Origin of the sequence: Micromonospora sp. NPDC049175, assembly GCF_043197345.1 — a bacterium.
Classification (GTDB): Bacteria; Actinomycetota; Actinomycetes; order Mycobacteriales; family Micromonosporaceae; genus Micromonospora.
On sequence record NZ_JBICSY010000006.1, the window covers coordinates 93,480 to 114,070 of the forward strand.

The window sequence follows — 20,591 nt, forward strand, 5'->3', positions numbered from 1 at the left end:
CGGACCTCACCGTTCTGGTGGGGCCTCCAGCCCGTCCCGGTCGGCCAGTTCCAACAGCGGCTCCAACGAGTGCCGGTCGCCGTCCAGGCCGGCGTGCGGGTCGCCGCGCTCGGCGAAGCGGGCCGGGACCGACAGCACGTCGAAGTCCTCCGGCCGAGCGTCGTCCAGCTCCGCCCAGGTCAACGGCGCCGACACCAGCGCCTGGGGCGTCGGTCGGATCGAGTACGCCGAGGCCATCGTGTGGTCCCGCGACATCTGGTTGTAGTCGACGAAGACCGGCCGGTCCCGCTTGTCGCGCCACCAGGTGGTGGTGACCAGCTCCGGGAGCCGGCGCTGCATCTCCCGGCCCAGCGCGAGCACCGCCCGACGGCAGTCGCCGAAGCTCCACCGCGGCTCGATCGACAGGTAGATGTGCAGGCCCCGCCCGCCGGTGGTCTTCGGATAGCCGGTCATCCCCAGCTCGGTGAGGAACGCGTTGACCTCGCGGGCCACCGGCACCACCTGATCGAACCCGACGCCGGGCAGCGGGTCGAGGTCGATGCGTAGCTGGTCGGGTCGCTCCACGTCGGCGGCGGTGACCGGCCAGGGGTGAAACCGCAGGGTGCCCAGGTTGGCCGCCCAGATCACCACCGCCAACTCGCTCGGCGCGACCTCGTCGGCGGTCCGGCCACTGGGGAAGGTGATGTGCGCGGTGCGCACCCACTCGGGAGCGCCCGCCGGCAGCCGCTTCTGGTAGAACGCGTCGCCCCGGTTGGTCTGCCGGGTGGCGATCGTCGCGCCCTCGAAGACGCCGCGCGGCCAGCGTTCCAGCATCGTGGGCCGGTCCCGCAGGGCACGCAGGATGCCGTCACCCACCGCCAGGAAGTAACTGACCACGTCCAGCTTGGTCAGGCCACGTTCCGGGAAGTACGGCTTGTCGGGGCTGGAGACGCGGACCAGCCGCTCCCCCACCTGAATCTCCTCCGCCACCGTGGCCACGCCCCCGAGCGTACGGCTCGGGGGCGGGCCGGCGGGGTAGGCACGTGCCAAAGTCCTCGGTCGAGCCAGGGGCTTTACAGAGGCCCTAGCGGCCAGGAACCAGCGTGGCGGGTTGCTGCGGCAACTCCTGGGTCGGGCCGCCGACCTGCACCGGCGGCGTCGCGGGCGGCTCCTCGGCCACCGCGGTCTGCTGCTCGACCGGCACCCCGGGGGGCGACCGGCGGGCCACGAAGCCCGGCGTCCAGTCCTTCAACCGCAGCGCCGGCCGCTCGACCAACTTCCAGGACAGGAACGCGGCGGCGAAGGCGACCGCGACCGACATCGCCGCGAACGGCACGTAACCCCAGCGGCTCCAGCCGAGGCTCGCCATCACCTGCTGGAAGACGAACCCGTAGATGTAGATGCCGTACGAGTAGTCGTTCTTGCGGCCCACCCAGTGCAACTGGCGGGGCATCCGCACCGACAACCAGACCAGCAGGTACGCGAACGCGGGCAGCCCGATGACGAAGAAGCCGCCGAAGAGCAGGGACAACCCGAGCGCCACCGCCGAGCCGATGCCCAGCGCGTCGTTGATCGGCACCCGCTCCCGGTAGAGGTCCAGGGTCGCGCCGGCGGCGAAGAGGAAGCCCAGGTAGACGATGTAGTGGAAGGTCATCGTGCCGACCAGCGGCGACACGAAGGTCCAGCTCGCCGTCGGCGCCGGGCCGCTGATCCGTCCGGAGCTGACCCAGTCCTGCAGGATGCTCAGGTAGAGCGCGACGGTCAGGAACAGCACGAACCGGCGGGCGTTGCGCAGCACGGCGGTCACCGCCAGCACGCCCACCACGACGTAGCAGAACATCTCGTACTTGAGCGACCACAGGGCGCCGTTGAAGACGCTGTAGTTGACCTTGTCACTCCACGGGGTGGTCTCCGTGAACAGGTCGCGGATGCCGTACTGGCGGACACCGGTCCACCAGTTGGCCTGCAGGTAGGCCAACGGGCCGCCCCGGTCCCAGGCGTTGTCGAAGAAGCCGGCGGTGCTGCCGTGCTCGCGCAACGTGACGAGCGGGGCGATCACCAGCGCGCTGACCAGCAGGCAGACCCAGAGACCGGGGAAGATCCGCAGAGCCCGGTGCCAGGCGTAGCGGATGATGCCGGTACGCCGGGCACTGCGGGTGATCAGCAGGCCGGACAGCACGAAGAAGCCGTACACGGCCATGGTGCCGACGTTCGTCTGCCGACCGGTCAGGTGGTAGCCCAGGTCGTTGGCGCCGAAGCCGAGCGGCTTGGAGTGCGACAGCACGACGCCGACGGCGAGGCAGAGCCGGATCAGCCCGATGCCGTTGCTCCGGCCGGAGAGCAGGTCGGCCAACGTGCCCCGGGACCGGATGAGAGCGGGGGTAGTCATGCGGTCAGGCACCTCTCGGCATCAGGCGGGCACCTCGGCGCCGGCGTGCTCCCACAACTGCTTCATCTCGGTGTGCAGGTCGTCGCTCGGTGACCAACCGAGCACCTCGGCGGCCAACCCGACGTCCAGCCGCTGCCATTTCGTCTCGGCGGGACCGGTCTGCTCGGCCTCGATCAGGTCGGTCGGGACCTCACTGACCTCGATGAGGAGGCGGACCATATCACGCGCGCTGGCCCCCACTCCCCGACCGATGTTGATCACTTGACCGGCCGCCTCGGGGCGGGTCGCGGCCAGTTGCACGGCGGCGACCACGTCGCCGAGACCGATGAAGTCACGCCGGGAGCCGAGCGGAGCCAGCTCCAGGCGGGCCCGCTCACCGGCCCGCTGGGCGTCGCGCAGCCGGGCCGCGACCACCCCGAGCAGGCTGTGACCGGGCTGGCCGGCGCCGATGACGTTGCCCACCCGCAGCGTGACGCCCTCGACCAGGCCCTGCCGGTCCGCGGCGGTGATCGCCTCGGTGCAGCGCAGCTTGAACTCGCCGTACGGCATCACCGGCGCGGGGGTCAGCCGCTCGGGCATCGACGTGTCCACCGGGACCAGCCCGTACTCGTGCACGCTGCCCATCTGGAGCACCCGGACCCGCCGCGGCAGGCGGCCCGCGGCGGCCAGGAGCCGCTCGACGAGTGTCACGTTCACCGCGAGCATCTGCGCCTCGCTGAGGCCCCACATCCCGCCCGCCGCGTTGATCACCACGTCCGGGTCGAGGTCAGTCAGCACCTCGGTGATCTCGTCGATGTCGGCGGCGGCCAGGTCCAGGGCACGGAACTCGACACCCGGGCCGATCACCTTCGGGGTACGCGCCACGGCGACCACCGTGTGACCCTGGTCGGCCAGCGCGCGGCTGATCGGGCGGCCGAGGAAGCCGGTGCCGCCGAGCACCACCATCCGGACGGGCCGTGCGGTGTCCTCCGCCGGACGTCGTGGTCTGACGGTCATGGCGTCGTCTCCCTGGCTGGTGTCGGTCATCGGCCCGGCCCGAACGCGTGCCGGGACAGGCTGCGCACGCCGGACATCCTGCCCGTGAGGATCGCCGTCGGCAGCAGGGTGATGGCGTGCAGGCGGGACGAGGTGTAGGTGCGGGCCGCCCGGGCCGCCCGAGGCCAGCCCTGCTCGTCCATCCGCCGGGCGACGTCGAGGAAGAACGCCCGCGCCTCGGTGAACCGGGAGCCGTTGGCCGCGTCGGCGGCGGACTTGCTGACCGCGTGCCGCCGGTACTGGAAGCAGAGGGTGTTGTCGACGGCCATCTGCTCACCGCGCTGGATCAGGTCGATCACCAGGGCCAGGTCCTGGATGACCTGGAACTCCTCGCGGAAGTCGACGGCCTTGAGCGCGTCCGTCCGCCAGCAGATCGACGGGAAGTAGAACCAGCAGCCGCGCAGCAGGCTGGCCGCCAGGTCCTCGCCTCCCATCAGCTCACGGGAGCGGATCCGGGGGGCGTAGATCCGCCGCTTCGCCTCGTCCACCATCGTGATGACCACTTTGCCGTGGGCGTCGATGGTCTCGACCCCCGGCTGGACCATGCCGACGCCCGGGTACTGCTCGATCACCGATCGCACCGTCGCGATGTAGTTGGGGTGCATGATGTCGTCCGTGCCCATCATCACCAGGTACTCGTGCTCGGCGAGACCGACGCACTTGCGGTAGTTGGCGGTGATCCCGAGATTGCGCTCGTTGCGCTGGTAGCGGACCCGCTCGTCGTCGATGCCCGCGAACCACTCGGGCACGCCCGGCTCGGTGCCGTCGTCCACCACGGTGAGGCGCCAACCGGGGTCACTCTGCGCCATCACGCTGCGTACCGCCGCCTGCATGAGGGGCACGCTTCCGTAGTACGGCAGCATAATGTCGACAATCATTGGGTGGGTAGGCCTAACTGTCCGTGGTGAAAATGCGCGGCGGGCGCGGCCACATTATCAGGCTCACCCCCGCGATCGGCCAGCGCCGAACCGGGCGGCGCGCCCACCCCGACCGCATCGATCACCCGTCCGGCGCCAGCCCTCGCGGGCGCTATCATCGTCGCGCCCCGTAACCCCGCCCCCCGATCGGACGCCGATGTCAAACCGCGCCGTCGCCGCCACGGACGCGCAGCCCGCGCCTACCGACGGGGGAAATCCGCCCCTGCCCGCCGGGCCGGACCGCCCGCCGGTCTCCCTCGCCCGCCGGCTGGCGCGCAGCGTCTGGCTCTGGCCGACGGCATTCGCCGCGCTCGCCGTCGGGTGGCGGATCGGCAGCCCGGAGATGTGGCACGACGAGTTGGTCACGATCGACGTCGCGACGCGCTCCACCGGACAGATCCGGGCCATGCTGGCGAACGTCGACGCCGTGCACGGGGCCTACTACCTGTTCATGCACGCCTGGACGACGCTGTTCGGCACCAGCCCCGTCGCGGTACGTCTGCCGTCGGCGCTGGCCATGACCCTGGCCACCGCCTGCGTGGCGCTGGCGGGGCGACGGCTCTTCGACCACCCGACGGGTGTCGCCGCCGGGTTCGTCTTCGCCCTGGTGCCCACGGTCACCCGGTTCGGGCAGGAGACCCGTTCGTACGCCTTCGTCGTCCTCGCCGCGGCGGCGGCCACCCTGTTCCTGCTCCGCGTGCTGGAGCGGCCCGGGTGGCTGCGCTGGGTGGCGTACGCGCTCGCGGTGGGCGGCATCGGCCTGGTCAACGTGGTGGCGCTGACCCTGCTGGTCGGCCACGGCACAGTCGTTCTGATCCATTGCTGGCGGCAGCGCCGCTGGTGGTCGCTTGTCTGGTTCCCGCTCGGCGCCCTCGGTGGGGTGGCGATCGCCGCGCCGGTGATCCTGCGGGGCATGAAACAGGCGGGCCGGCAGATCAGCTGGATCCCGGACAGCTCGCCCTGGACGGTCTGGGAGCAGGCGTACGGCTCGACGCTGCTCGCCGTCGCGGTGACCGCGCTGGCCACCGTGGGTCTGCTGACCCACCTGCGCCGCGACGCCGTGGACCGGACGGTGGGCGCCACGCTCGTCGCCGTGCTGCCGGTGCCGGTGATCCTGCTGGCCTCGGCCGGCGAGATCAACTACTTCTTCGCCAAGTACCTGCTGTTCCTGCTGCCGGCCTGGGCGGTGCTGGCCGGCGCCGGGATCGCCGCGCTGCGCCGGGCCCCGCTGATGGCGGCGGGACTCGTGGTCGTCGCCGCGCTGTCCGTGCCCGGTCAGCTCACGCTGCGCGCGGAGTACTCGCACGGCTGGTACACCTATCCGCAGGCACGCGCCTTCGCGCCCCTGTCCTACTCCCAGGCGGCCCGGGTCATCGAGACCGGCTACCAGCCCGGCGACGGCCTCGTGGTGGGCGGCGTCTGGTGGTGGATGACCGAGCCGGGGGTGCGCTACTACCTTCCGGCGGACATCTCCCCGCGCAACGTGTTCCAGAAGCGGACGGCGGCCCAGCGCAACGAGCTGTTCGGCGCGGACTGCGGCGACCCGGCGAGCTGTCTGCGCGACGAGCCGCGGCTCTGGCTGGTGTTGCCGACCGTCACCGACGCACCGCTGACCGGGCTGCCGAAGCAGCGGGCCGCCCTGCTCGACGAGCGTTACCAGGTGGCCCGGCTGACCCACGTGACCGGGCTGACCGTCGCCCTGCTGCAACGGCGCGGCTGACCCGCTGCGATTACCGCCGCCGGCACCCGGGTAGGGGGTCGGCATGGCGGAACTGGCAACGCTCTGGATCATCCGGCACGGTGAGAGCACCGCGAACGTGGCGGCGACGCGCGCCGAGGCGTCCGGCGAGGAGCTGATCGGGCTCAGTCACCGCGACGCCGACGTGCCACTGTCCCCCACCGGCGCGGAGCAGGCCCGGGCCACCGGGCGCTGGCTGGCCGGGCTGCCCGCGGACCGCCGGCCGGACGTCGCGGTGGTCTCGCCGTACCTGCGGGCGGTCTCCACCGCCGAGTTGGCGCTGGACGGCACCGGGGTGCCGGTGAGCCGCGACGAACGGCTGCGCGACCGGGAGCTGGGGATCCTCGACGGCCTGACCGGGCACGGGGTCCGCCGGCGCTACCCCGACGAGGCCGAGCGGCGGGCCCGGCTCGGCAAGTTCTACTACCGTCCGCCCGGCGGGGAGTCCTGGACCGACGTGGCGCTACGGCTGCGGACGCTGCTCGGCGACCTGCGCCGGGACCACGAGGGCCAGCGGGTCCTGCTCTTCGGCCACGACGCGCTCGTCTTTCTGCTGCGCTATCTGGTGGAGGGGCTGACCGAGGCGGACCTGATGGCGCTGACCCGCGAGCACGTGATCGCCAACTGCTCGGTCACCGACTGGTCCGCCGACGCGCGGGACCGGCTGGTCCTGGGCGGATTCAACGAGGTCGGCCACCTGCACCGGCAGGGCGCCCAGCCGACCAGGGAGGACGAGATCCATGCCGAACCGGTCTGAGGTGCAGGTGATCACGCCGGGGTTGCTGCGCGACTGGGCGCTACCGGTGCCGGCCGGTGGCAAGGAGAGCCGGGGCACCGTGCTGATCGTCGGCGGTTCCCGCTTCACTCCCGGCGCGGTGCTGCTCGCCGGGGTGGCCGCGCTGCGCGCCGGCGCCGGGGTGCTCCAGCTCGCCGTCGCCGAGTCCGCAGCCGCCACACTGAGCATCCAGGTGCCCGAGGCACTTGTGGTGGGCTTGCCGGAGACCTCCGACGGCGCGGTGGCCGCCGACCGGGACGGCCAACTCGACGAGCTGGTCGCCCAGGCCGACGTGGTGGCGCTCGGCCCCGGGCTGAAGGCCATCGACGAGACCAACCGGCTGCTGAGCCTGGTCCTGGAGGCGGCCCGACCGCAGACGTCACTGGTGCTCGACGCGTACGCCCTCGGTGCCCTCAGCCACACACCGGACCTGCTGGTCGGCTCGGGCCGGCCCGTGGTGCTCACGCCCAACGTCACCGAGGCCGGGCACCTGCTCGGGCGCGATCCGGGCGACGACCTGGACGCCGAGGCGGCCGAGCTGGCCGACAGGTACGAGGCGGTCGTCTCGCTCTACGGGCACGTGGCCGCGCCGGACGGGCGGAGGTGGCGGGAGGAGAGCGGCGACGCCGGGCTGGGCACCTCCGGCAGTGGGGACGTGCTCGCCGGGCTGCTGGCGGGGCTGTTGTCCCGGGGCGCCGACCCGGCGCAGGCCGCCTGCTGGGGTTCGTTCGCGCACGCGGTGAGCGGCCAGCGACTGATCCCCCGCTACGGCCGGATCGGTTTCCTCGCCCGGGAGCTGCTCGACGAGATCCCTGGGACGCTGTCGATGGTCTGACCGGCTGATATCCGCTGTTTCCGCATTTGACCCGCTGGGTACCGGATTCACACCAGACGAGATCCAGGGAGGTCATACCCGTGTCGACCGATGCCATCGTCCTGCTCAAAGAGGACCACAAGGAGATGCGCCGCCTCTTCAAGGCCTTCCAGGATGCCGAGGAGGGGCCGGCAAGCCAGCGGCAGAAGCTGGTGAACCAGATCCTGGAGGCCCTCACCGTGCACACGTACCTCGAGAACGAGGTGATGTACCCGGAGGTCCGCCGCCTGCTGCCCGACCTGGAGGACGACATCCTCGAGTCGTACGAGGAGCACCACGTGGCCGACGTGCTCTGCGCCGAGTTGGCCAGCATGGACGCCACCGACGAACGCTTCAACGCCAAGACGACGGTGCTGATCGAGAACGTCACCCACCACGTCGAGGAGGAAGAGGAGGAGTGGTTCCCCAAGGTCCGCGACGCGCTGGGTCGTAAGCAACTCCAGGAGATTGGCGAACGGATGATCGCGCTGCGGGCGGACGCCCCGCGTACCCCCACCGCGCCGAAGGCGATCAAGAAGGCGATGGACGCGATGACCGCCTGAGTCGACGCGTACACCGAAGGGCCCGGCACGATGCCGGGCCCTTCGTCGTGCACCGGGGTCAGTCGCCCGAACCGGGCTCGGCCATGTGTCGGTGCTGCTCGGCCTTGAGCTTGTCCGGGATGATCTTTCCGGCCGCGGTCTGCACCTTGTTCATCAGCGACCCCGCGGTGATCGTCTGATCGCCCTTCATCAGTGCCTCGAAGCCCTGCGCGGCGACCTTCGCCGGGTCGTCCTTGGACCCCGCCCCGACCCGGGTGTCCTCCATGTCGGCCCGGTCGAAGAACTGGGTGTCGGTCGGCCCCGGCATCAGTGCGGTCACGGTGACACCGGTGTCCTTCAACTCGTTGCGCAGCGCCTCGGCGAAGGACTGCACGAACGACTTCGAGGCGTTGTACACGGCCTGGAACGGCCCCGGCATGGTCGAGGCGATCGACGAGGTGAACAGCACCCGGCCCGCGTTCCGTTCGACCATGCCCGGCAGCAACCGCTTGGCCAGGTGCACCGTCGAGCGCACGTTGAGGTCGACGATCTCCAGCTCGTCACGCAGGTCGGTGCCGCCGACGAAGGCGCCGCCGGCGCCCCGGCCGGCGTTGAGCGCCAGGGCGTCCACCGGGCGCCCGGTGGCGGCGATCGTCGACGCCAATTCCTCCACGCCCTGCTCACGGGCCAGGTCGACACGGACGGGCTGAACGTTCGGGCCTCCGTCGCGGCGCAGCTTGTCGGCCGCCGACGAGATGCCGTCGTCCTCGGCGGCCACGATGAGGTCGAAGCCGTGCTCGGCGAACTGCACGGCCAGCTCGTACCCGATTCCGCTGGATGCCCCGGTCACCACGGCGAGCGGCCGGTCGGTGGACGGTGTGGTCATGATGGGTGACTCCTCTCCTGGGGTGGCGGTCGTACCGGCAGCGGTAGCCGCTCCCTATCGTGTGCCCCCACATCGCCCGTCCAACCCTGCCGACGCGTGGCGTACGGAGGTCGCCCGGGACGTCCCCGGCCGGCCCGGTAGGATCGGCGCGGGCCGTTACTGGCGCGTGGGGATGGACAACCATCGGGGAGCGGCCCCGTCACGAGGACGTTTGCCGAGCGCCTGGGCCTTCCCGCACGTCTGTTGGAGGTCGCATGTCGCACAACGCCGAGTCCACCGCATTCCGTAGTGCCCTCGAGGTGATCCGGGCTGTCGAGCCGCGGGTGGCCGACGCCATCGGCGCCGAGCTGACCGACCAGCGGGAGTCGCTCAAGCTCATCGCCAGCGAGAACTACGCATCCCCGGCGACCCTGCTGGCCATGGGCAACTGGTTCAGCGACAAGTACGCCGAGGGCACCGTCGGTCGCCGCTTCTACGCCGGCTGCCAGAACGTGGACACCGTGGAGGCGCTCGCCGCCGAGCACGCCCGGGAGCTGTTCGGCGCGGCGCACGCGTACGTGCAGCCGCACTCGGGCATCGACGCCAACCTGGTCGCGTTCTGGGCGGTGCTGGCCGACCGGGTCGAGTCCCCCGCGCTGAAGAAGGCGCAGGTCCGCCAGGTCAACGACCTCACCGAGGCCGACTGGTTCGCGCTGCGCCGCGAGCTGGGCAACCAGCGGATGCTCGGCATGTCGCTGGACGCCGGCGGCCACCTCACCCACGGCTTCCGGCCGAACATCTCCGGCAAGATGTTCGACCAGCGCAGCTACGGCACCGACCCGACGACCGGCCTGATCGACTACGACCGGGTGGCCGAGGCGGCCCGCGAGTTCAAGCCGCTGATCCTGGTCGGCGGCTACTCGGCGTACCCGCGGAAGGTGAACTTCCGGATCCTGCGGGAGATCGCCGACTCGGTGGGCGCGACCTTCATGGTCGACATGGCGCACTTCGCCGGCCTGGTGGCCGGCAAGGTGTTCACCGGCGACTTCGACCCGGTCCCGCACGCGCACATCGTCACCACCACCACCCACAAGTCGCTGCGCGGCCCGCGCGGCGGCATGGTGCTCTGCCAGCCGGAGCTGGCCGACCAGGTGGACCGGGGCTGCCCGATGGTGCTCGGTGGTCCGCTGCCGCACGTGATGGCCGCCAAGGCCGTCGCGCTCGCGGAGGCCCGCCGCCCCGACTTCGCCGACTACGCCCAGCGGATCGTGGACAACGCGCAGGCGCTCGCCGAGGGGCTGCTGCGCCGGGGCGCGAAGCTGGTCACCGGTGGCACCGACAACCACCTGGTGCTCATCGACGTGTCCGGCTACGGGCTCACCGGCCGGCAGGCCGAGCAGGCGCTGCTCGACTCGGGCATCGTCACCAACCGCAACTCGGTCCCGCAGGACCCGAACGGGGCCTGGTACACGTCCGGCATCCGGATCGGCACCCCGGCGCTGACCACCCGTGGGCTGGGCACCGCCGAGATGGACCAGACCGCGGACCTGATCCACACCGTGCTGACCCAGACCACGGCCGGCGCCAACGCCGACGGCACCCCGTCCAAGGCGAAGTACGTCCTCGACGCCGACCTGGCCAACAAGATCGCCACCCAGGCGACCGACCTGCTGGCCCCCCACCCCCTCTACCCGGGCATCGACCTGGCCTGACGGCACCGGCCGCGACGGGTGCACGTGGCACCTGTCCAGATTGAGCGACATGCCTCCGGGTCACAGTCATGACTTGGAGGCATGTCGCTCACCGGGGTGGCCGACATCAGTCCAGGGGGCGCTTCAGGTGGTAGCGGTGGACCTCGGTGCTGCCCTGGACGTTGTTCACGTCCTCGGCCGCGGAGACCAGCTCCCACCCCTCCCGACCTGCGCGGTTGAGGTGCGCGATGGCGGTGTCACCGAAGGCGGTGATGTCCTTGCGGGACCCGTCCGGGGCGTACCAGACGAACGAGACGTGGAAATTGCGGCCCTGTCCCTGATAGCGGCGGACGAGTAGGGCGTACTCCCAGGCAACCATGCGGCCCATTATGACCGTCCACCCAGGACGACGGTGCGCGGGCTGTCGCGCATTGCCACGCGGTGAACGCGGTGTGTCAGCCCATGAATGGGTCACCCCGCGCTCGGCCCGGTCCGGCGGTCACCTCCGACGACCGCCGCGACCTCGGTCGGAGGACCGAAGGCGTCGTGGTCACCGGGTGACCCCGATGAGGGTGGCGAGTCGGGCCACGCTGGCGGCCGCGCGTCCGCTGTGGGCGATCTCGGCGATGAGGGTACGAGCGGCAGGCCGGTAGCGAACCTCGGCGGGTGCGGTGGTGTCGGCGTCGGCCAGGGCACGCCCGGCAGCGGTGAGGTCGCCAGCCTGGAGGTAGGCGCGTGCGGCGTCGATGCCGTCCAGGCCGGTCGCACCACGGCGGCGATCGCCGCGGCTGAAGTCCACCTCGTGAACGCCTCCCCAGACGACTGGTGCTACTGGATCAATGAGGCGCAGGGTCACGCTCAGGCTGGCTACTGCTTCGTCAAGCTCGAAGACTGGCCACGCGCTCGCGACCACCTGCGGGCAGCTCTGCGGTTAGGGCTGTGGCCGGCAGGTCAACACGTGCTGGATAACGGGACTCCTGAAGAGTGCAGCTAGATCAGAGTGCGTCTCGCGAGAAGTTCGCACCGATCTTGCAGTTTCGGTTGTCGATATAGGTGATATGCCCCTTGTGTCGGGACAGAAAGTGCAAGATCGCGGAGCGGGGGCAGTCCGGGCCCGGCAATCACCTAGTCCTGGTGCCGGGCTTGGGGGCTTATAGGCGCTGTGCAGGCCACAACTTTGTGATCGGCGAGGCAGCGCGGTCGACGAGCAGCGGTTCCGCCTACAGCAACGGTGTTGTCCTGGATCTCAACGTGGTTACGGTGGCGCTGCGCCGGCCAGGCACGACCTCGATCACCAACCGCCCCTCGGGCAAGGTGCACGAGCCGCCCGTCCTTTGCTCTGCACCCCAATAGGCGCCGGTCACAGACCGTAGCCGTCGCACCCGCGGGTGCAGAGCAAAGGACCCCCGACCACCCCCCCGGACACGCAGAGCCTGCCCCGTCGACCGGCACCCCGCGCACCCCTGGCCGATCAACCTGGGTCGAGGGACAAGACCACCCGGCACAAAAGCATGATCGGCGGGACAGTGCCCATTGACGAACAACCGCTCGCCATAACACAACGGCGTTGACCAGGAAATAGTGGCCTCCGCCCGAGGGCGAGGCCACTACAACATGGATCGAGCGCGATCATCGAAGTCGTACGCGGAAGCGTCAGACCAGCGCGGGGGTCTGGGCGTGGATGTGGAAACGCAGCGAGCGGGCGTCGGTGAAGCACTCCCGCATCGGGCGCACCAGATCCCGGTGCTCGGGGGTCCGTTCCCAGGCCTCGAAGTCGGCAAGGCTCGCCCACTCGCTGGTGATCAACCACTGTTCCGGGTCTGTCGACGAGCGGCACACCTGGTCGACCAGGTGTCCCGGCACCCCGTCGGCGACCAGGTGGCGCACCTCCTCGTACGCGGCGAGGAAATCTTCGGTGCGTGCCACCGGCACCCGCACCAGGAACACCACCCGCGCCCGCTGTCCACTCATGGCGTCTCTCCCCTCATCGGCACCGCCCCGCGCAGGACCAGCGCACTGTTGAACCCGTCGAAGCCCCGCGCGCAGACCAGCGCGAGCCGGCTGCGCGGCTGGCGGTGCTCGCGGAGGAAGTCCAGTTCGCACCCCTCGGCGACCTGCTCCGGGCCGGACGACGCGGGCAGCGTGTCGTGCGCGAAGGCCAGCAGCGCGGTGGCCACGTCCAACGCCGAGCCGCCCTGGTACGCCCGCCCGGTCAGCGGCTTCTGCGTGGTCACCGGGACCGGCCGGTCGGCGAACACGGCGCGCAGCGCCTCGGCCTCGCTGCGGTCGTAGCGGGGCACACCGAGGGCGTCGGGCAGCACCACGTCGATCCCGGCCGCGGCGACGCCGGCCCGGTCCAGGGCCAGCCGCATCGCCCGCGCGTACTGGGTCGGGTCGCCGGCACTGTCCGCGGTGGTGTGCGCGGCGTCGTGGGTGGAACCCCACCCGCTCACCTCGCCGTAGACGCGGGCGCCCCGGGCGAGGGCATGTCCCAACTCCTCCACCACGAACACCGCGCCGCCCTCGGCCGGCAGGTAGCCGCTGGCCGTGGCATCGAACGGCCGGTACGCCAACTGCGGATCGGAGACGTCGCTGAGCAGCCCGGAGCGAAGCTGGCACGCCAGCGCGTACGGGCTGAGCGGGCACTCGGTGGCACCGGCGATCACCACCGGGGTGCCCCGGCGTACCGCGCGGGCGGCGTGCGCGAGGCTGTCCAACCCGCCGGCCGCCTCCGCGACAATTACCCCGCTCGGGCCCTTGAACTGGTGGTGGATGGACAGTTGCCCGACGCTCGCCGCGTAGAACCAGGCGATCGACTGGTACGCCCCGACCGTGCGCGACGTGCCGCCCCACAGCCGTTGCAGCTCCCGCTGGCCGAACAGGTTGCCCCCGGACGAGCTGGCCAGGGTCACCGCGTAGCCGTACGGGTCGGGGGCCCGCTCGGGCAGGCCGGCGTCGGCGAGCGCCAGCCGGGTCGCGGCGAAGCCGAGGTGCGTCCACCTGTCGGTCTGCACCACCTGTCGGCTGTCGGCGTAGGAGTCGGCGGTGAAGCCGGGCACCTCCCCGCCGAGTCGGGTCGGATAGCCGGCCGGGTCGAAGAGGGTGATCGGTCCGGTCCGGCGGGTGCCGGCCAGCACCGTCCGCCAGTGCGCGTCCGCGCCGATCCCACTCGGCGCGACCACGCCGATGCCGGTCACCACCGCCCGCGCGGCAGGCACGCCGCCACCGGGCCGGACGGCGCTCACGCCGCCACCGGGCCGGCCGACCGGCGGAACACCATCGCCGACTGGAAGCCGCCGAACCCACTGCCCACCGACAGCGCCACGTCCACCGGGACCTCCCGGGCCTCGTTCGGTACGTAGTCCAGGTCGCACTCCGGGTCCCTGGTGCTCCAGTTGGCCGTCGGCGGCACCACACCGAACTCGATCGCGAGGGCGCACGCCGCCATCTCGATCGACCCGATCGCGCCGAGCGAGTGCCCGACCATCGACTTGATCGAGCTGATCGGCACCCGGTACGCGGCCTGGCCCAACGCCCGTTTGAACGCGGCCGTCTCGTGCCTGTCGTTCTGCCGGGTGCCCGAGCCGTGGGCGCTGATGTAGGAGACCTGCTCGGGGAGGATCCGCCCCTGTTTCAGCGCGTCGGTCACGGCGAGGCTCATCTCCAGGCCGTCCGGGCGCAGCCCGGTCATGTGGTAGCCGTTGCTGCGGCTCGCGTAGCCGGCCACCTCGCAGTAGATGTGCGCGCCCCGCCGGCGGGCGTGCCCGAGCTCCTCCAACACCAGCACCGCCCCGCCCTCGGCCAGCACGAACCCGTGCCGGTCGGCGTCGAACGGGCGGGAGGCGTGCGCCGGGTCGTCGTTGTCCGGGCTGGTCGCCTTGATCGCGTCGAACGAGGCGACGGTGACCGGCGAGATCGGCGAGTCCGCCGCGCCGGCCAGCATCACGTCCGCCTCACCGTCGACGATCAACTGGTGGGCGTAACCGATGGCGTCGATGCCGGAGGTGCAGCCGGTGGACACCACCTGCGCCGGGCCGTGCAGCCCGTGTCGGCAGGCCACGTCCGCGGCGAGGCTGCTGGGCACCAGCGCCTGATAGAGGTACGGGCCACCCCGCGTGGCGTCGACAAGCCAGCGCTGGCCGTGCTCGCTGACGGTGACGTACTCCTGTTCCAGTGCCATCGTCCCGCCCACGGCGGTGCCGAGCACCACCCCGGCGGTGTCCCGCTCGGCGTCGGTGAGCACCAGTCCGGCGTCGGCGACGGCCTCCACGGAGCAGGCCAGCGCGAACTGCACGTACCTGTCGGCCCGGCGCTGTTCGGCCTCGGTGAGCCCCGCGGCGGTCGGGTCGAAGTCGCACTCCGCGGCGATCTGCGACCGGAACGCCGACGGGTCGAAGAAGCTGATCCGCCGGGTGGCGGTCCGCCCCTCGGTGATGGTCTTCCAGAACCGGTCCCGGCTGGCGCCGCCGGGGGCGACCACCCCGATCCCGGTGACCACCGTGCGGCGTCCGCTCACGACGCCACCTCGGTTCGCGACTGCGGGGCTCGCAACCCCGGCTCACTCCTCGCGCTCACGACGCCACCTCGGTTCGCGACTGCGGGGCTCGCAACCCCGGCTCACTCCTCGCGCTCACGACCCACCGCGCTGTTCGGCCAACTCGGTGTCGACGTGCCCCAGCTCCGGGCGCGGGGCGAGTGGGCCCAGGTGGAAGACCACCTCGGCCGGTTCGACGCCTGTATTGCGGAGTCGGTGCCGCACGTTCACCGGCACGAACAGCGCCTCACCCGCGGCCAGCAGCGTCGGCTGGTCGTCCAGGTCGACGGTGATCGCGCCGCGCACCACGTACAGGAACTCCTCGCTGTACGGGTGGTAGTGCTCGGCGATCCGCTCCCCCGGCGCGAGGGCGGCGACCCCGAGGAAGCCCGAGGTGCTGCCGACGGTGCGGGGGCCGAGCAACACCCGCAGCTCACCGCCGCGTCGCCGGTCGGCGGGTACGTCCGCGGCGGCGATCGGCCGGGTGCTCAGGTCACTCATCGCCGGCCTCCGTCGGGGTGTCCTGCTCGGCGCGCTGCCGGGCGATGCGCTCCACCCGATCCTTGATGACCGAGAGTTGGATGACGCTGTTGGTGTTGATCCGCTCGGTCATCCCGGCGTTGTCCACCGGCGCGGTCGGCTTCATCGCGAAGTCCTGCGTCCAGGTCATCCGGGTGCCGTCGGCCTCCTCGGAGTAGCGCCAGTGGATCCGCATGTACTCGAACGGCCCGGTCTCCACCCGGTACGCCCGGACCTGCCTGCTCACCGGGTCGGAGGTGCGTTCGCTGACCCAGCTCCAGGACACCCCGTTCTCGTCGGGGTACATGGTGAGCCGGAACCGCACGGTGTGGCCCTCGCGGTGCAGGATGTCCACCACGGCGTACTCGGTGAACAGTTCGGTCCAGTTCGCCACGTCGTTGGTGACCTCCCAGACCAGTGCCAGCGGCGCGTCGATGACCACCGTGTTCTCGGTGTGCCCGGGTGGGTCGACGCGGCGGGCGACCAGGTCGGCCACCGCCGGGATGCTCAGCTCCCCGGCCTGCTCGGGGATGCTCACCTGCCACCTGTCGGCGACGACCGCGGAGAGTTCCAGCAGTGCCAGTGAGTCCATCCCCAGCTCTTCCAGCGACGCGGCGGGCGCCCGGGCCGCCGCGTCGGGGTCCAGCCCACAGTGCGCCACCAGGATGTCGGTGATCTCGGCGGTCATCGGGCGACCATGAGTGACGGTCATCGGGTCCTCCTGAGGGTTATGTCGGGCTCCGCGGCGGACGCGGAGCGTGGTGCGGGGGTGGCCGTCGTCCGCTGCGTGGACGCCGCGTCGGGCGCGGCGAGCAGGCGGTCGACCAGGCCGGTCGTGTACCGGCCCTTGCGGAACGCGGCGTCGTCGAGCACGCGCCGGACGAACGGGATGGTGGTGTGGACGCCCGGCCCGGCGATGTCGAACTCGTCCAGGGCCCGCTCCAGCCGGTTGAGGGCCAGCTCCCGGTCCGGCGCCCAGACGATCACCTTGGCCAGGAGCGAGTCGTACCAGGGGCCGACCAGGTAGCCGGCGCTGGCGTGGGTGTCCACCCTCGTGAACGGGCCGCCGGGTGGGGTGAACCGTTCCAACCGGCCGGGGGTCGGCGCGAAGTCCCGGGCGGGGTCCTCGGTGTTGACCCGGCACTCCACCGCGACGCCGTGCAGGCGGATCTCCTCCTGCCGCCAGCGCAGCGGCACCCCCGCGGCGATGTGCAGTTGCTCGTGCACCAGGTCGATGCCGGTGACCATCTCGGTGACCGGGTGCTCGACCTGGATCCGGCAGTTGATCTCCAGGAAGTGGAACTTCTCCTCGGCGTCGACGAGGAACTCCAGCGTGCCGGCGCCGACGAAACCGACGGCCAGCGCGCCCCGCAGGGCGGCCTCGGCGATGGTGTCGAGGACGGCGGCGGACAACGCCGGGGCGGGCGCCTCCTCGACCAACTTCTGGTGCCGGCGCTGCACCGAGCAGTCCCGGGTGCCCAGGTGCACCCCGTTGCCGTGGGAGTCGCAGAGCACCTGCACCTCGACGTGCCGCGCCTCGGTGAGGTAACGCTCGACGTACACCCGGTCGTCGCCGAAGGCGGCCTGGGCGGCGGCGCGGGTGCGGGTGTACGCCCGGCGCAGCTCACCCGGCGTCCGTACGACGGTCATGCCCCGGCCGCCTCCCCCGGCGGCCGCCTTCACGATCACCGGGTAACCGACGTCCGCGGCGATCTCCGCCGCCGCGGCGGCGGTCGACACCGGTGCGACACTGCCCGGCGACAGGGGCAGGCCGGCACGGCTCAGCAGCGCCCGCGCCGAGGACTTGTCGGCGAGCGCGGCCATCACCGACGGCGGTGGGCCGATGAAGGTCAGCCCGTTGTCCACGCAGATCTCGGCGAAGTCGGCGTCCTCGGAGAGGAAGCCGTAACCGGGGTGTACGGCCTGCGCGCCCACCTGCCGGGCCGCCTCCACGATCGCCGCCGCGTTGAGGTAGCTGCGCCGACTGGACGCGGGTCCGATCCGCACGGCGCGGTCGGCGAGGCGGACCACCGGCGAGTCGGCGTCCGCCGCGGAGTAGACAACAGCGGTACGCACGCCCAGCTCCTTGCAGGCGCGCAGCACCCGCAGGGCGATCTCGCCCCGGTTGGCGATCAGCACGGTCTCGAACATGGTCAACCACCCTGCGCCGTCATGCCGGGTCCAGCTCGACGAGCGGCTGGTCGTACTCCACCGGGTGGCCGTCCTCGACGAGGATCGCGACCACCCGACCGGCGCGATCGGCGGTCACCTCGTTCATCAGCTTCATCGCCTCGACGATGGCGACCGGTTGGCCCGGACGGACCAGGTCGCCCACCGCGACGAAGGGCTTCGCGCCGGGCTCCGCGGCCCGGTAGAAGGTGCCGACGATGGGCGCCCGCACCGCGGCCCGTGCGGGCACCGGCGTCGAGGGCGTGCCGGTGGGCCGCGCGGCCCCGGCCGAAGCGGTAGGCGCGTCGGTCCGGGTCTGCTCCTCCGGGTGCCACTCGACCTCCAGCACCGCCGGCCCGCTGCGCAGTCGGATCCGGCGCACCGGCCCGGCCAGTTCGGCGATCAGGTGGTGTGCCTGCCGGCGCAGGCCGGCGAGTGCCTCCTCGCCCTCCACCCCGGTGTCGTGGGAGGCCTCGACCGTCGACACCGTCGCGTCCCCGGCGCTCACCGGGCACCCGCCCGCGCACCGGCGCGTGCCATCCCGAACCGTCGGAAGCGCTGGCGACGCAGGCGGACCAGCATGGCGGGCGGCACGTCCAGCAGCGGCAGCAGATTGTTCAGCAGGGCGGCGCGCAACCGGTGGGCGGTCTCCGCCGGGTCGTCGTGCGCGGCCGTGGACGGCTCCGGCACGACCTCGTCGACCACCCCGAGCCGGCACAGGTCGGGCGCGGTGAGTCGGAGCGCGCGGGCGGCCTGCGGCGCCGCCGACCGGTCCGGCCAGAGGATGGCCGCACAACCCTCGGGGCTGATCACCGAGTAGACGGCGTTCTCCAACATGAGCACCCGGTCGGCGACCGCGAGCGCCAGCGCGCCGCCGCTGCCGCCCTCTCCGGTGATCACCGCCAGCACGGGGGTGGGCAGCACGGTGAGGGTGAGGATGTTCTCCGCGATGGCCGCCGCCTGGCCCTGCTCCTCGGCGCTCACCCCGGGGTCGGCGCCGGGGGTGTCCACGAGGGTGATCACGGGCAGGCCGAGTCGGGCGGCGAGGCGCATCAACCGCAGCGCCTTGCGGTGCCCGGCCGGGCTGGCCATGCCGAAGTTGCGGGCCACCAACTCGGCGGTCGTGTGCCCCTTCTGGTGGCCGATGACCATGACATGCCGGTCGGCCAGCCGCGCCACACCGCCCACGACGGCCGGGCAGTCCCCGCCGAGCCGGTCGCCGTGCAGCTCCAGGAACCCGTCGAAGACCGAGTCGAGATAGTCGAGTGTGGTCGGTCGACCGGGGTGTCGCGCCAGCCGGACCGTGTCCCACGCGTCGCGTACCGCCGGGGTGTCACCTCCGCCCGGCGTGGCCGCCGGGGCCGCGTCGGCGAGGCGCTCGCGGCGCGGCACCGGCTCCTGCCGGGGTACGGGCGGACGGGTCGGGCGGGCGGCACGGGTGGCGGCGAGCAGTGCCGCCAGCCGTCCCCGCAGGGACCGGCGCTGCACCACCATGTCGACCTGACCGTGGCGCAGCAGGACGTCGGCGCTCTGGAAGCCCTCCGGCAGCGCCCGGCCGGTGACCTGGCGGATCACCCGGGGGCCGGCGAAGCCCATCCGCGCGCCGCTCTCCGCGAGCACCAGGTCCGTGTTCGTGGCGAACGACGCGGCCACCCCGCCGTAGGTCGGGTCGGTGAGGACGCTCACGGTGAGCAGGCCTGCCTCGCGCAGCGCGGCGATGGCCTGGCTGACGGTGGCCATCTGCATCAACGACAGCGCGCCCTCCTGCATCCGCGCCCCACCGGAGGCGGTGATCAGGATGAGCGGGACCCGGTCGTCAAGCGCCCGTTCGGCGGCCCGGGTGATCAGCTCACCCACCGCGCAGCCCAGGCTGCCGCCCAGGAAACGGAAATCCATCACCGCCAACACGGCCGGGTGCCCGCCGACGGTGGCCGTGGCGCACACGACCGCCTCGGACAGGCCGGTGCTGGCGCGGGCGGCGCTGAGCCGGTGCGGGTACGGCAGCACGTCGACGAAGTCGATCGGGTCCGTCTCGGGGAGCTGGTCGGGCATCAGCCCCAGCGACCCCGGGTCGACAAGCTGACGGAGGCGTTCCGGGGCGCTCAGTCGGGCGTGCTCCCCGCACTCCGGGCAGACGTCCAGGTTGCGGCGCAACCGTTTGCGGTAGAGCAGGCTGGCGCAGCCGGCGCAGCGCGACCAGAGCTGCTCCTCCCGCGGCGCGGTGGCGGTCACGACCGCCGCCGGGTGTCCGGGGCGTCGAACCGGTAGAAGCACTGCGCCATCGCGTCGCGCGGCGAGCGCCAGGTGGGCAGGTACGGCGACACGTACGGGCGCAGACGGTCGCTGACCCGGATGAACTCCGGGTGATCCCGGGCGCCCTCCACCGCGTCCGCTGCCGGATGCTCGGTCTCGAGCAGGTGCACGTAGAGATCGTGGAGCCGGTACAGCGAACGGTGCCGGACGCCGACCAGGCGCGGCAGCTCGGTCGCGTCCGACTCGGCGAAGATCTCGGCGACCCGCTCCTCGGCGGTCGGATCCACCTTCGCGACGATCAGTGATCGGTCCATACTGGGCCTCCCCCCACA

At 71.9% G+C, this 20,591-nt stretch carries 21 protein-coding genes and 1 riboswitch; of the genes, 5 read left to right on the forward strand and 16 right to left on the reverse strand.

Annotated elements, in window-relative coordinates:
• Positions 1-6 precede the first annotated feature (6 nt).
• The 4 genes from ACGFH8_RS23725 to ACGFH8_RS23740 all read right to left on the reverse strand — a co-directional run bounded on the left by ACGFH8_RS23725 (position 7) and on the right by ACGFH8_RS23740 (position 4,281).
• Positions 7-978 (reverse strand): DNA polymerase domain-containing protein, encoded by a 972-nt coding sequence (locus tag ACGFH8_RS23725; RefSeq protein WP_393370685.1) that lies wholly within the window; start codon positions 976-978, stop codon positions 7-9.
• Positions 979-1,063: 85 nt separating this feature from the next.
• On the reverse strand, positions 1,064-2,368 hold the full coding sequence (locus tag ACGFH8_RS23730; protein WP_393370688.1) for an acyltransferase family protein: 1,305 nt from the start codon (positions 2,366-2,368) through the stop codon (positions 1,064-1,066).
• A gap of 21 nt (positions 2,369-2,389) precedes the next feature.
• Entirely contained in the window at positions 2,390-3,364 is a 975-nt protein-coding gene (locus tag ACGFH8_RS23735) for an NAD-dependent epimerase/dehydratase family protein (RefSeq protein ID WP_393370691.1), read from the reverse strand.
• Between the two features lie 26 nt (positions 3,365-3,390).
• Positions 3,391-4,281, reverse strand: a complete 891-nt coding sequence (locus ACGFH8_RS23740; protein WP_393370694.1) for a glycosyltransferase family 2 protein — start codon at positions 4,279-4,281, stop codon at positions 3,391-3,393.
• A gap of 196 nt (positions 4,282-4,477) precedes the next feature.
• On the opposite strand from ACGFH8_RS23740, the gene ACGFH8_RS23745 reads away from it, so the two are divergent.
• The 4 genes from ACGFH8_RS23745 to ACGFH8_RS23760 all read left to right on the forward strand — a co-directional run bounded on the left by ACGFH8_RS23745 (position 4,478) and on the right by ACGFH8_RS23760 (position 8,249).
• Positions 4,478-6,040: a glycosyltransferase family 39 protein gene (locus ACGFH8_RS23745; RefSeq protein WP_393370697.1), complete on the forward strand. Its 1,563-nt coding sequence runs from the start codon at positions 4,478-4,480 to the stop codon at positions 6,038-6,040.
• A gap of 43 nt (positions 6,041-6,083) precedes the next feature.
• A complete protein-coding gene (locus ACGFH8_RS23750) occupies positions 6,084-6,815 on the forward strand; it encodes a histidine phosphatase family protein (protein WP_393370699.1) in 732 nt (243 codons plus the stop codon).
• Positions 6,799-7,668 carry an NAD(P)H-hydrate dehydratase gene (locus tag ACGFH8_RS23755; protein WP_393370702.1) on the forward strand — a complete coding sequence of 290 codons (870 nt, stop codon included), beginning with the start codon at positions 6,799-6,801 and terminating at the stop codon, positions 7,666-7,668. Before ACGFH8_RS23750 ends, ACGFH8_RS23755 begins: the two co-directional genes overlap by 17 nt.
• A gap of 80 nt (positions 7,669-7,748) precedes the next feature.
• Positions 7,749-8,249, forward strand: a complete 501-nt coding sequence (locus ACGFH8_RS23760; RefSeq protein ID WP_393370705.1) for a hemerythrin domain-containing protein — start codon at positions 7,749-7,751, stop codon at positions 8,247-8,249.
• A 58-nt stretch (positions 8,250-8,307) separates the two neighbouring features.
• Here ACGFH8_RS23760 and ACGFH8_RS23765 read toward each other — a convergent pair whose 3' ends face one another.
• Entirely contained in the window at positions 8,308-9,114 is an 807-nt protein-coding gene (locus tag ACGFH8_RS23765) for an SDR family NAD(P)-dependent oxidoreductase (RefSeq protein WP_393370707.1), read from the reverse strand.
• 145 nt (positions 9,115-9,259) lie between these two features.
• Positions 9,260-9,349, forward strand: a riboswitch (ZMP/ZTP riboswitch).
• Between the two features lie 19 nt (positions 9,350-9,368).
• On the opposite strand from ACGFH8_RS23765, the gene ACGFH8_RS23770 reads away from it, so the two are divergent.
• Positions 9,369-10,805, forward strand: a complete 1,437-nt coding sequence (locus ACGFH8_RS23770; RefSeq protein WP_393370710.1) for a glycine hydroxymethyltransferase — start codon at positions 9,369-9,371, stop codon at positions 10,803-10,805.
• 106 nt (positions 10,806-10,911) lie between these two features.
• On the opposite strand, the gene ACGFH8_RS23775 is transcribed toward ACGFH8_RS23770, so the two are convergent.
• The 11 genes from ACGFH8_RS23775 to ACGFH8_RS23825 form a co-directional block, all read right to left on the reverse strand.
• A complete protein-coding gene (locus ACGFH8_RS23775) occupies positions 10,912-11,172 on the reverse strand; it encodes a hypothetical protein (RefSeq protein ID WP_393370713.1) in 261 nt (86 codons plus the stop codon).
• A gap of 162 nt (positions 11,173-11,334) precedes the next feature.
• Entirely contained in the window at positions 11,335-11,583 is a 249-nt protein-coding gene (locus ACGFH8_RS23780; RefSeq protein WP_393370716.1) for a hypothetical protein, read from the reverse strand.
• Between the two features lie 854 nt (positions 11,584-12,437).
• Positions 12,438-12,755 carry an antibiotic biosynthesis monooxygenase family protein gene (locus ACGFH8_RS23785; RefSeq protein ID WP_393370719.1) on the reverse strand — a complete coding sequence of 106 codons (318 nt, stop codon included), beginning with the start codon at positions 12,753-12,755 and terminating at the stop codon, positions 12,438-12,440.
• Positions 12,752-14,002 (reverse strand): beta-ketoacyl synthase N-terminal-like domain-containing protein, encoded by a 1,251-nt coding sequence (locus tag ACGFH8_RS23790; RefSeq protein WP_393371757.1) that lies wholly within the window; start codon positions 14,000-14,002, stop codon positions 12,752-12,754. The genes ACGFH8_RS23785 and ACGFH8_RS23790 overlap by 4 nt, the downstream gene beginning before the upstream one ends.
• 23 nt (positions 14,003-14,025) lie before the next feature.
• A complete protein-coding gene (locus ACGFH8_RS23795; protein ID WP_393370722.1) occupies positions 14,026-15,300 on the reverse strand; it encodes a beta-ketoacyl-[acyl-carrier-protein] synthase family protein in 1,275 nt (424 codons plus the stop codon).
• A gap of 114 nt (positions 15,301-15,414) precedes the next feature.
• Positions 15,415-15,819 (reverse strand): cupin domain-containing protein, encoded by a 405-nt coding sequence (locus ACGFH8_RS23800; protein ID WP_393370725.1) that lies wholly within the window; start codon positions 15,817-15,819, stop codon positions 15,415-15,417.
• The gene (locus tag ACGFH8_RS23805; RefSeq protein WP_393370727.1) at positions 15,812-16,549 is read right to left on the reverse strand and encodes an SRPBCC family protein; all 738 of its coding nucleotides are present in this window, start codon (positions 16,547-16,549) and stop codon (positions 15,812-15,814) included. Before ACGFH8_RS23805 ends, ACGFH8_RS23800 begins: the two co-directional genes overlap by 8 nt.
• Positions 16,546-17,988: an acetyl/propionyl/methylcrotonyl-CoA carboxylase subunit alpha gene (locus ACGFH8_RS23810; protein ID WP_393370730.1), complete on the reverse strand. Its 1,443-nt coding sequence runs from the start codon at positions 17,986-17,988 to the stop codon at positions 16,546-16,548. Before ACGFH8_RS23810 ends, ACGFH8_RS23805 begins: the two co-directional genes overlap by 4 nt.
• A 19-nt stretch (positions 17,989-18,007) precedes the next feature.
• Positions 18,008-18,514 carry an acetyl-CoA carboxylase biotin carboxyl carrier protein gene (accB, locus tag ACGFH8_RS23815; protein WP_393370733.1) on the reverse strand — a complete coding sequence of 169 codons (507 nt, stop codon included), beginning with the start codon at positions 18,512-18,514 and terminating at the stop codon, positions 18,008-18,010.
• Positions 18,511-20,238 carry an acetyl-CoA carboxylase carboxyltransferase subunit alpha gene (locus ACGFH8_RS23820; protein WP_393370735.1) on the reverse strand — a complete coding sequence of 576 codons (1,728 nt, stop codon included), beginning with the start codon at positions 20,236-20,238 and terminating at the stop codon, positions 18,511-18,513. The genes accB and ACGFH8_RS23820 overlap by 4 nt, the downstream gene beginning before the upstream one ends.
• Positions 20,235-20,573: a TcmI family type II polyketide cyclase gene (locus ACGFH8_RS23825; protein WP_393370738.1), complete on the reverse strand. Its 339-nt coding sequence runs from the start codon at positions 20,571-20,573 to the stop codon at positions 20,235-20,237. The genes ACGFH8_RS23820 and ACGFH8_RS23825 overlap by 4 nt, the downstream gene beginning before the upstream one ends.
• Between the last annotated feature and the right edge of the window lie 18 nt (positions 20,574-20,591).

Coding starts and splice junctions, on each gene's coding strand:
- ACGFH8_RS23735 (WP_393370691.1), bottom strand. CDS start 3,364: ATGACCGTCAGACCACGACGTCCGGCGGAGGACACCGCACGGCCCGTC.
- ACGFH8_RS23730 (WP_393370688.1), bottom strand. CDS start 2,368: ATGACTACCCCCGCTCTCATCCGGTCCCGGGGCACGTTGGCCGACCTG.
- ACGFH8_RS23755 (WP_393370702.1), top strand. CDS start 6,799: ATGCCGAACCGGTCTGAGGTGCAGGTGATCACGCCGGGGTTGCTGCGC.
- ACGFH8_RS23770 (WP_393370710.1), top strand. CDS start 9,369: ATGTCGCACAACGCCGAGTCCACCGCATTCCGTAGTGCCCTCGAGGTG.
- ACGFH8_RS23750 (WP_393370699.1), top strand. CDS start 6,084: ATGGCGGAACTGGCAACGCTCTGGATCATCCGGCACGGTGAGAGCACC.
- ACGFH8_RS23765 (WP_393370707.1), bottom strand. CDS start 9,114: ATGACCACACCGTCCACCGACCGGCCGCTCGCCGTGGTGACCGGGGCA.
- ACGFH8_RS23740 (WP_393370694.1), bottom strand. CDS start 4,281: ATGATTGTCGACATTATGCTGCCGTACTACGGAAGCGTGCCCCTCATG.
- ACGFH8_RS23805 (WP_393370727.1), bottom strand. CDS start 16,549: ATGACCGTCACTCATGGTCGCCCGATGACCGCCGAGATCACCGACATC.
- ACGFH8_RS23745 (WP_393370697.1), top strand. CDS start 4,478: ATGTCAAACCGCGCCGTCGCCGCCACGGACGCGCAGCCCGCGCCTACC.
- ACGFH8_RS23785 (WP_393370719.1), bottom strand. CDS start 12,755: ATGAGTGGACAGCGGGCGCGGGTGGTGTTCCTGGTGCGGGTGCCGGTG.
- ACGFH8_RS23775 (WP_393370713.1), bottom strand. CDS start 11,172: ATGGGCCGCATGGTTGCCTGGGAGTACGCCCTACTCGTCCGCCGCTAT.
- ACGFH8_RS23825 (WP_393370738.1), bottom strand. CDS start 20,573: ATGGACCGATCACTGATCGTCGCGAAGGTGGATCCGACCGCCGAGGAG.
- ACGFH8_RS23810 (WP_393370730.1), bottom strand. CDS start 17,988: ATGTTCGAGACCGTGCTGATCGCCAACCGGGGCGAGATCGCCCTGCGG.
- ACGFH8_RS23800 (WP_393370725.1), bottom strand. CDS start 15,819: ATGAGTGACCTGAGCACCCGGCCGATCGCCGCCGCGGACGTACCCGCC.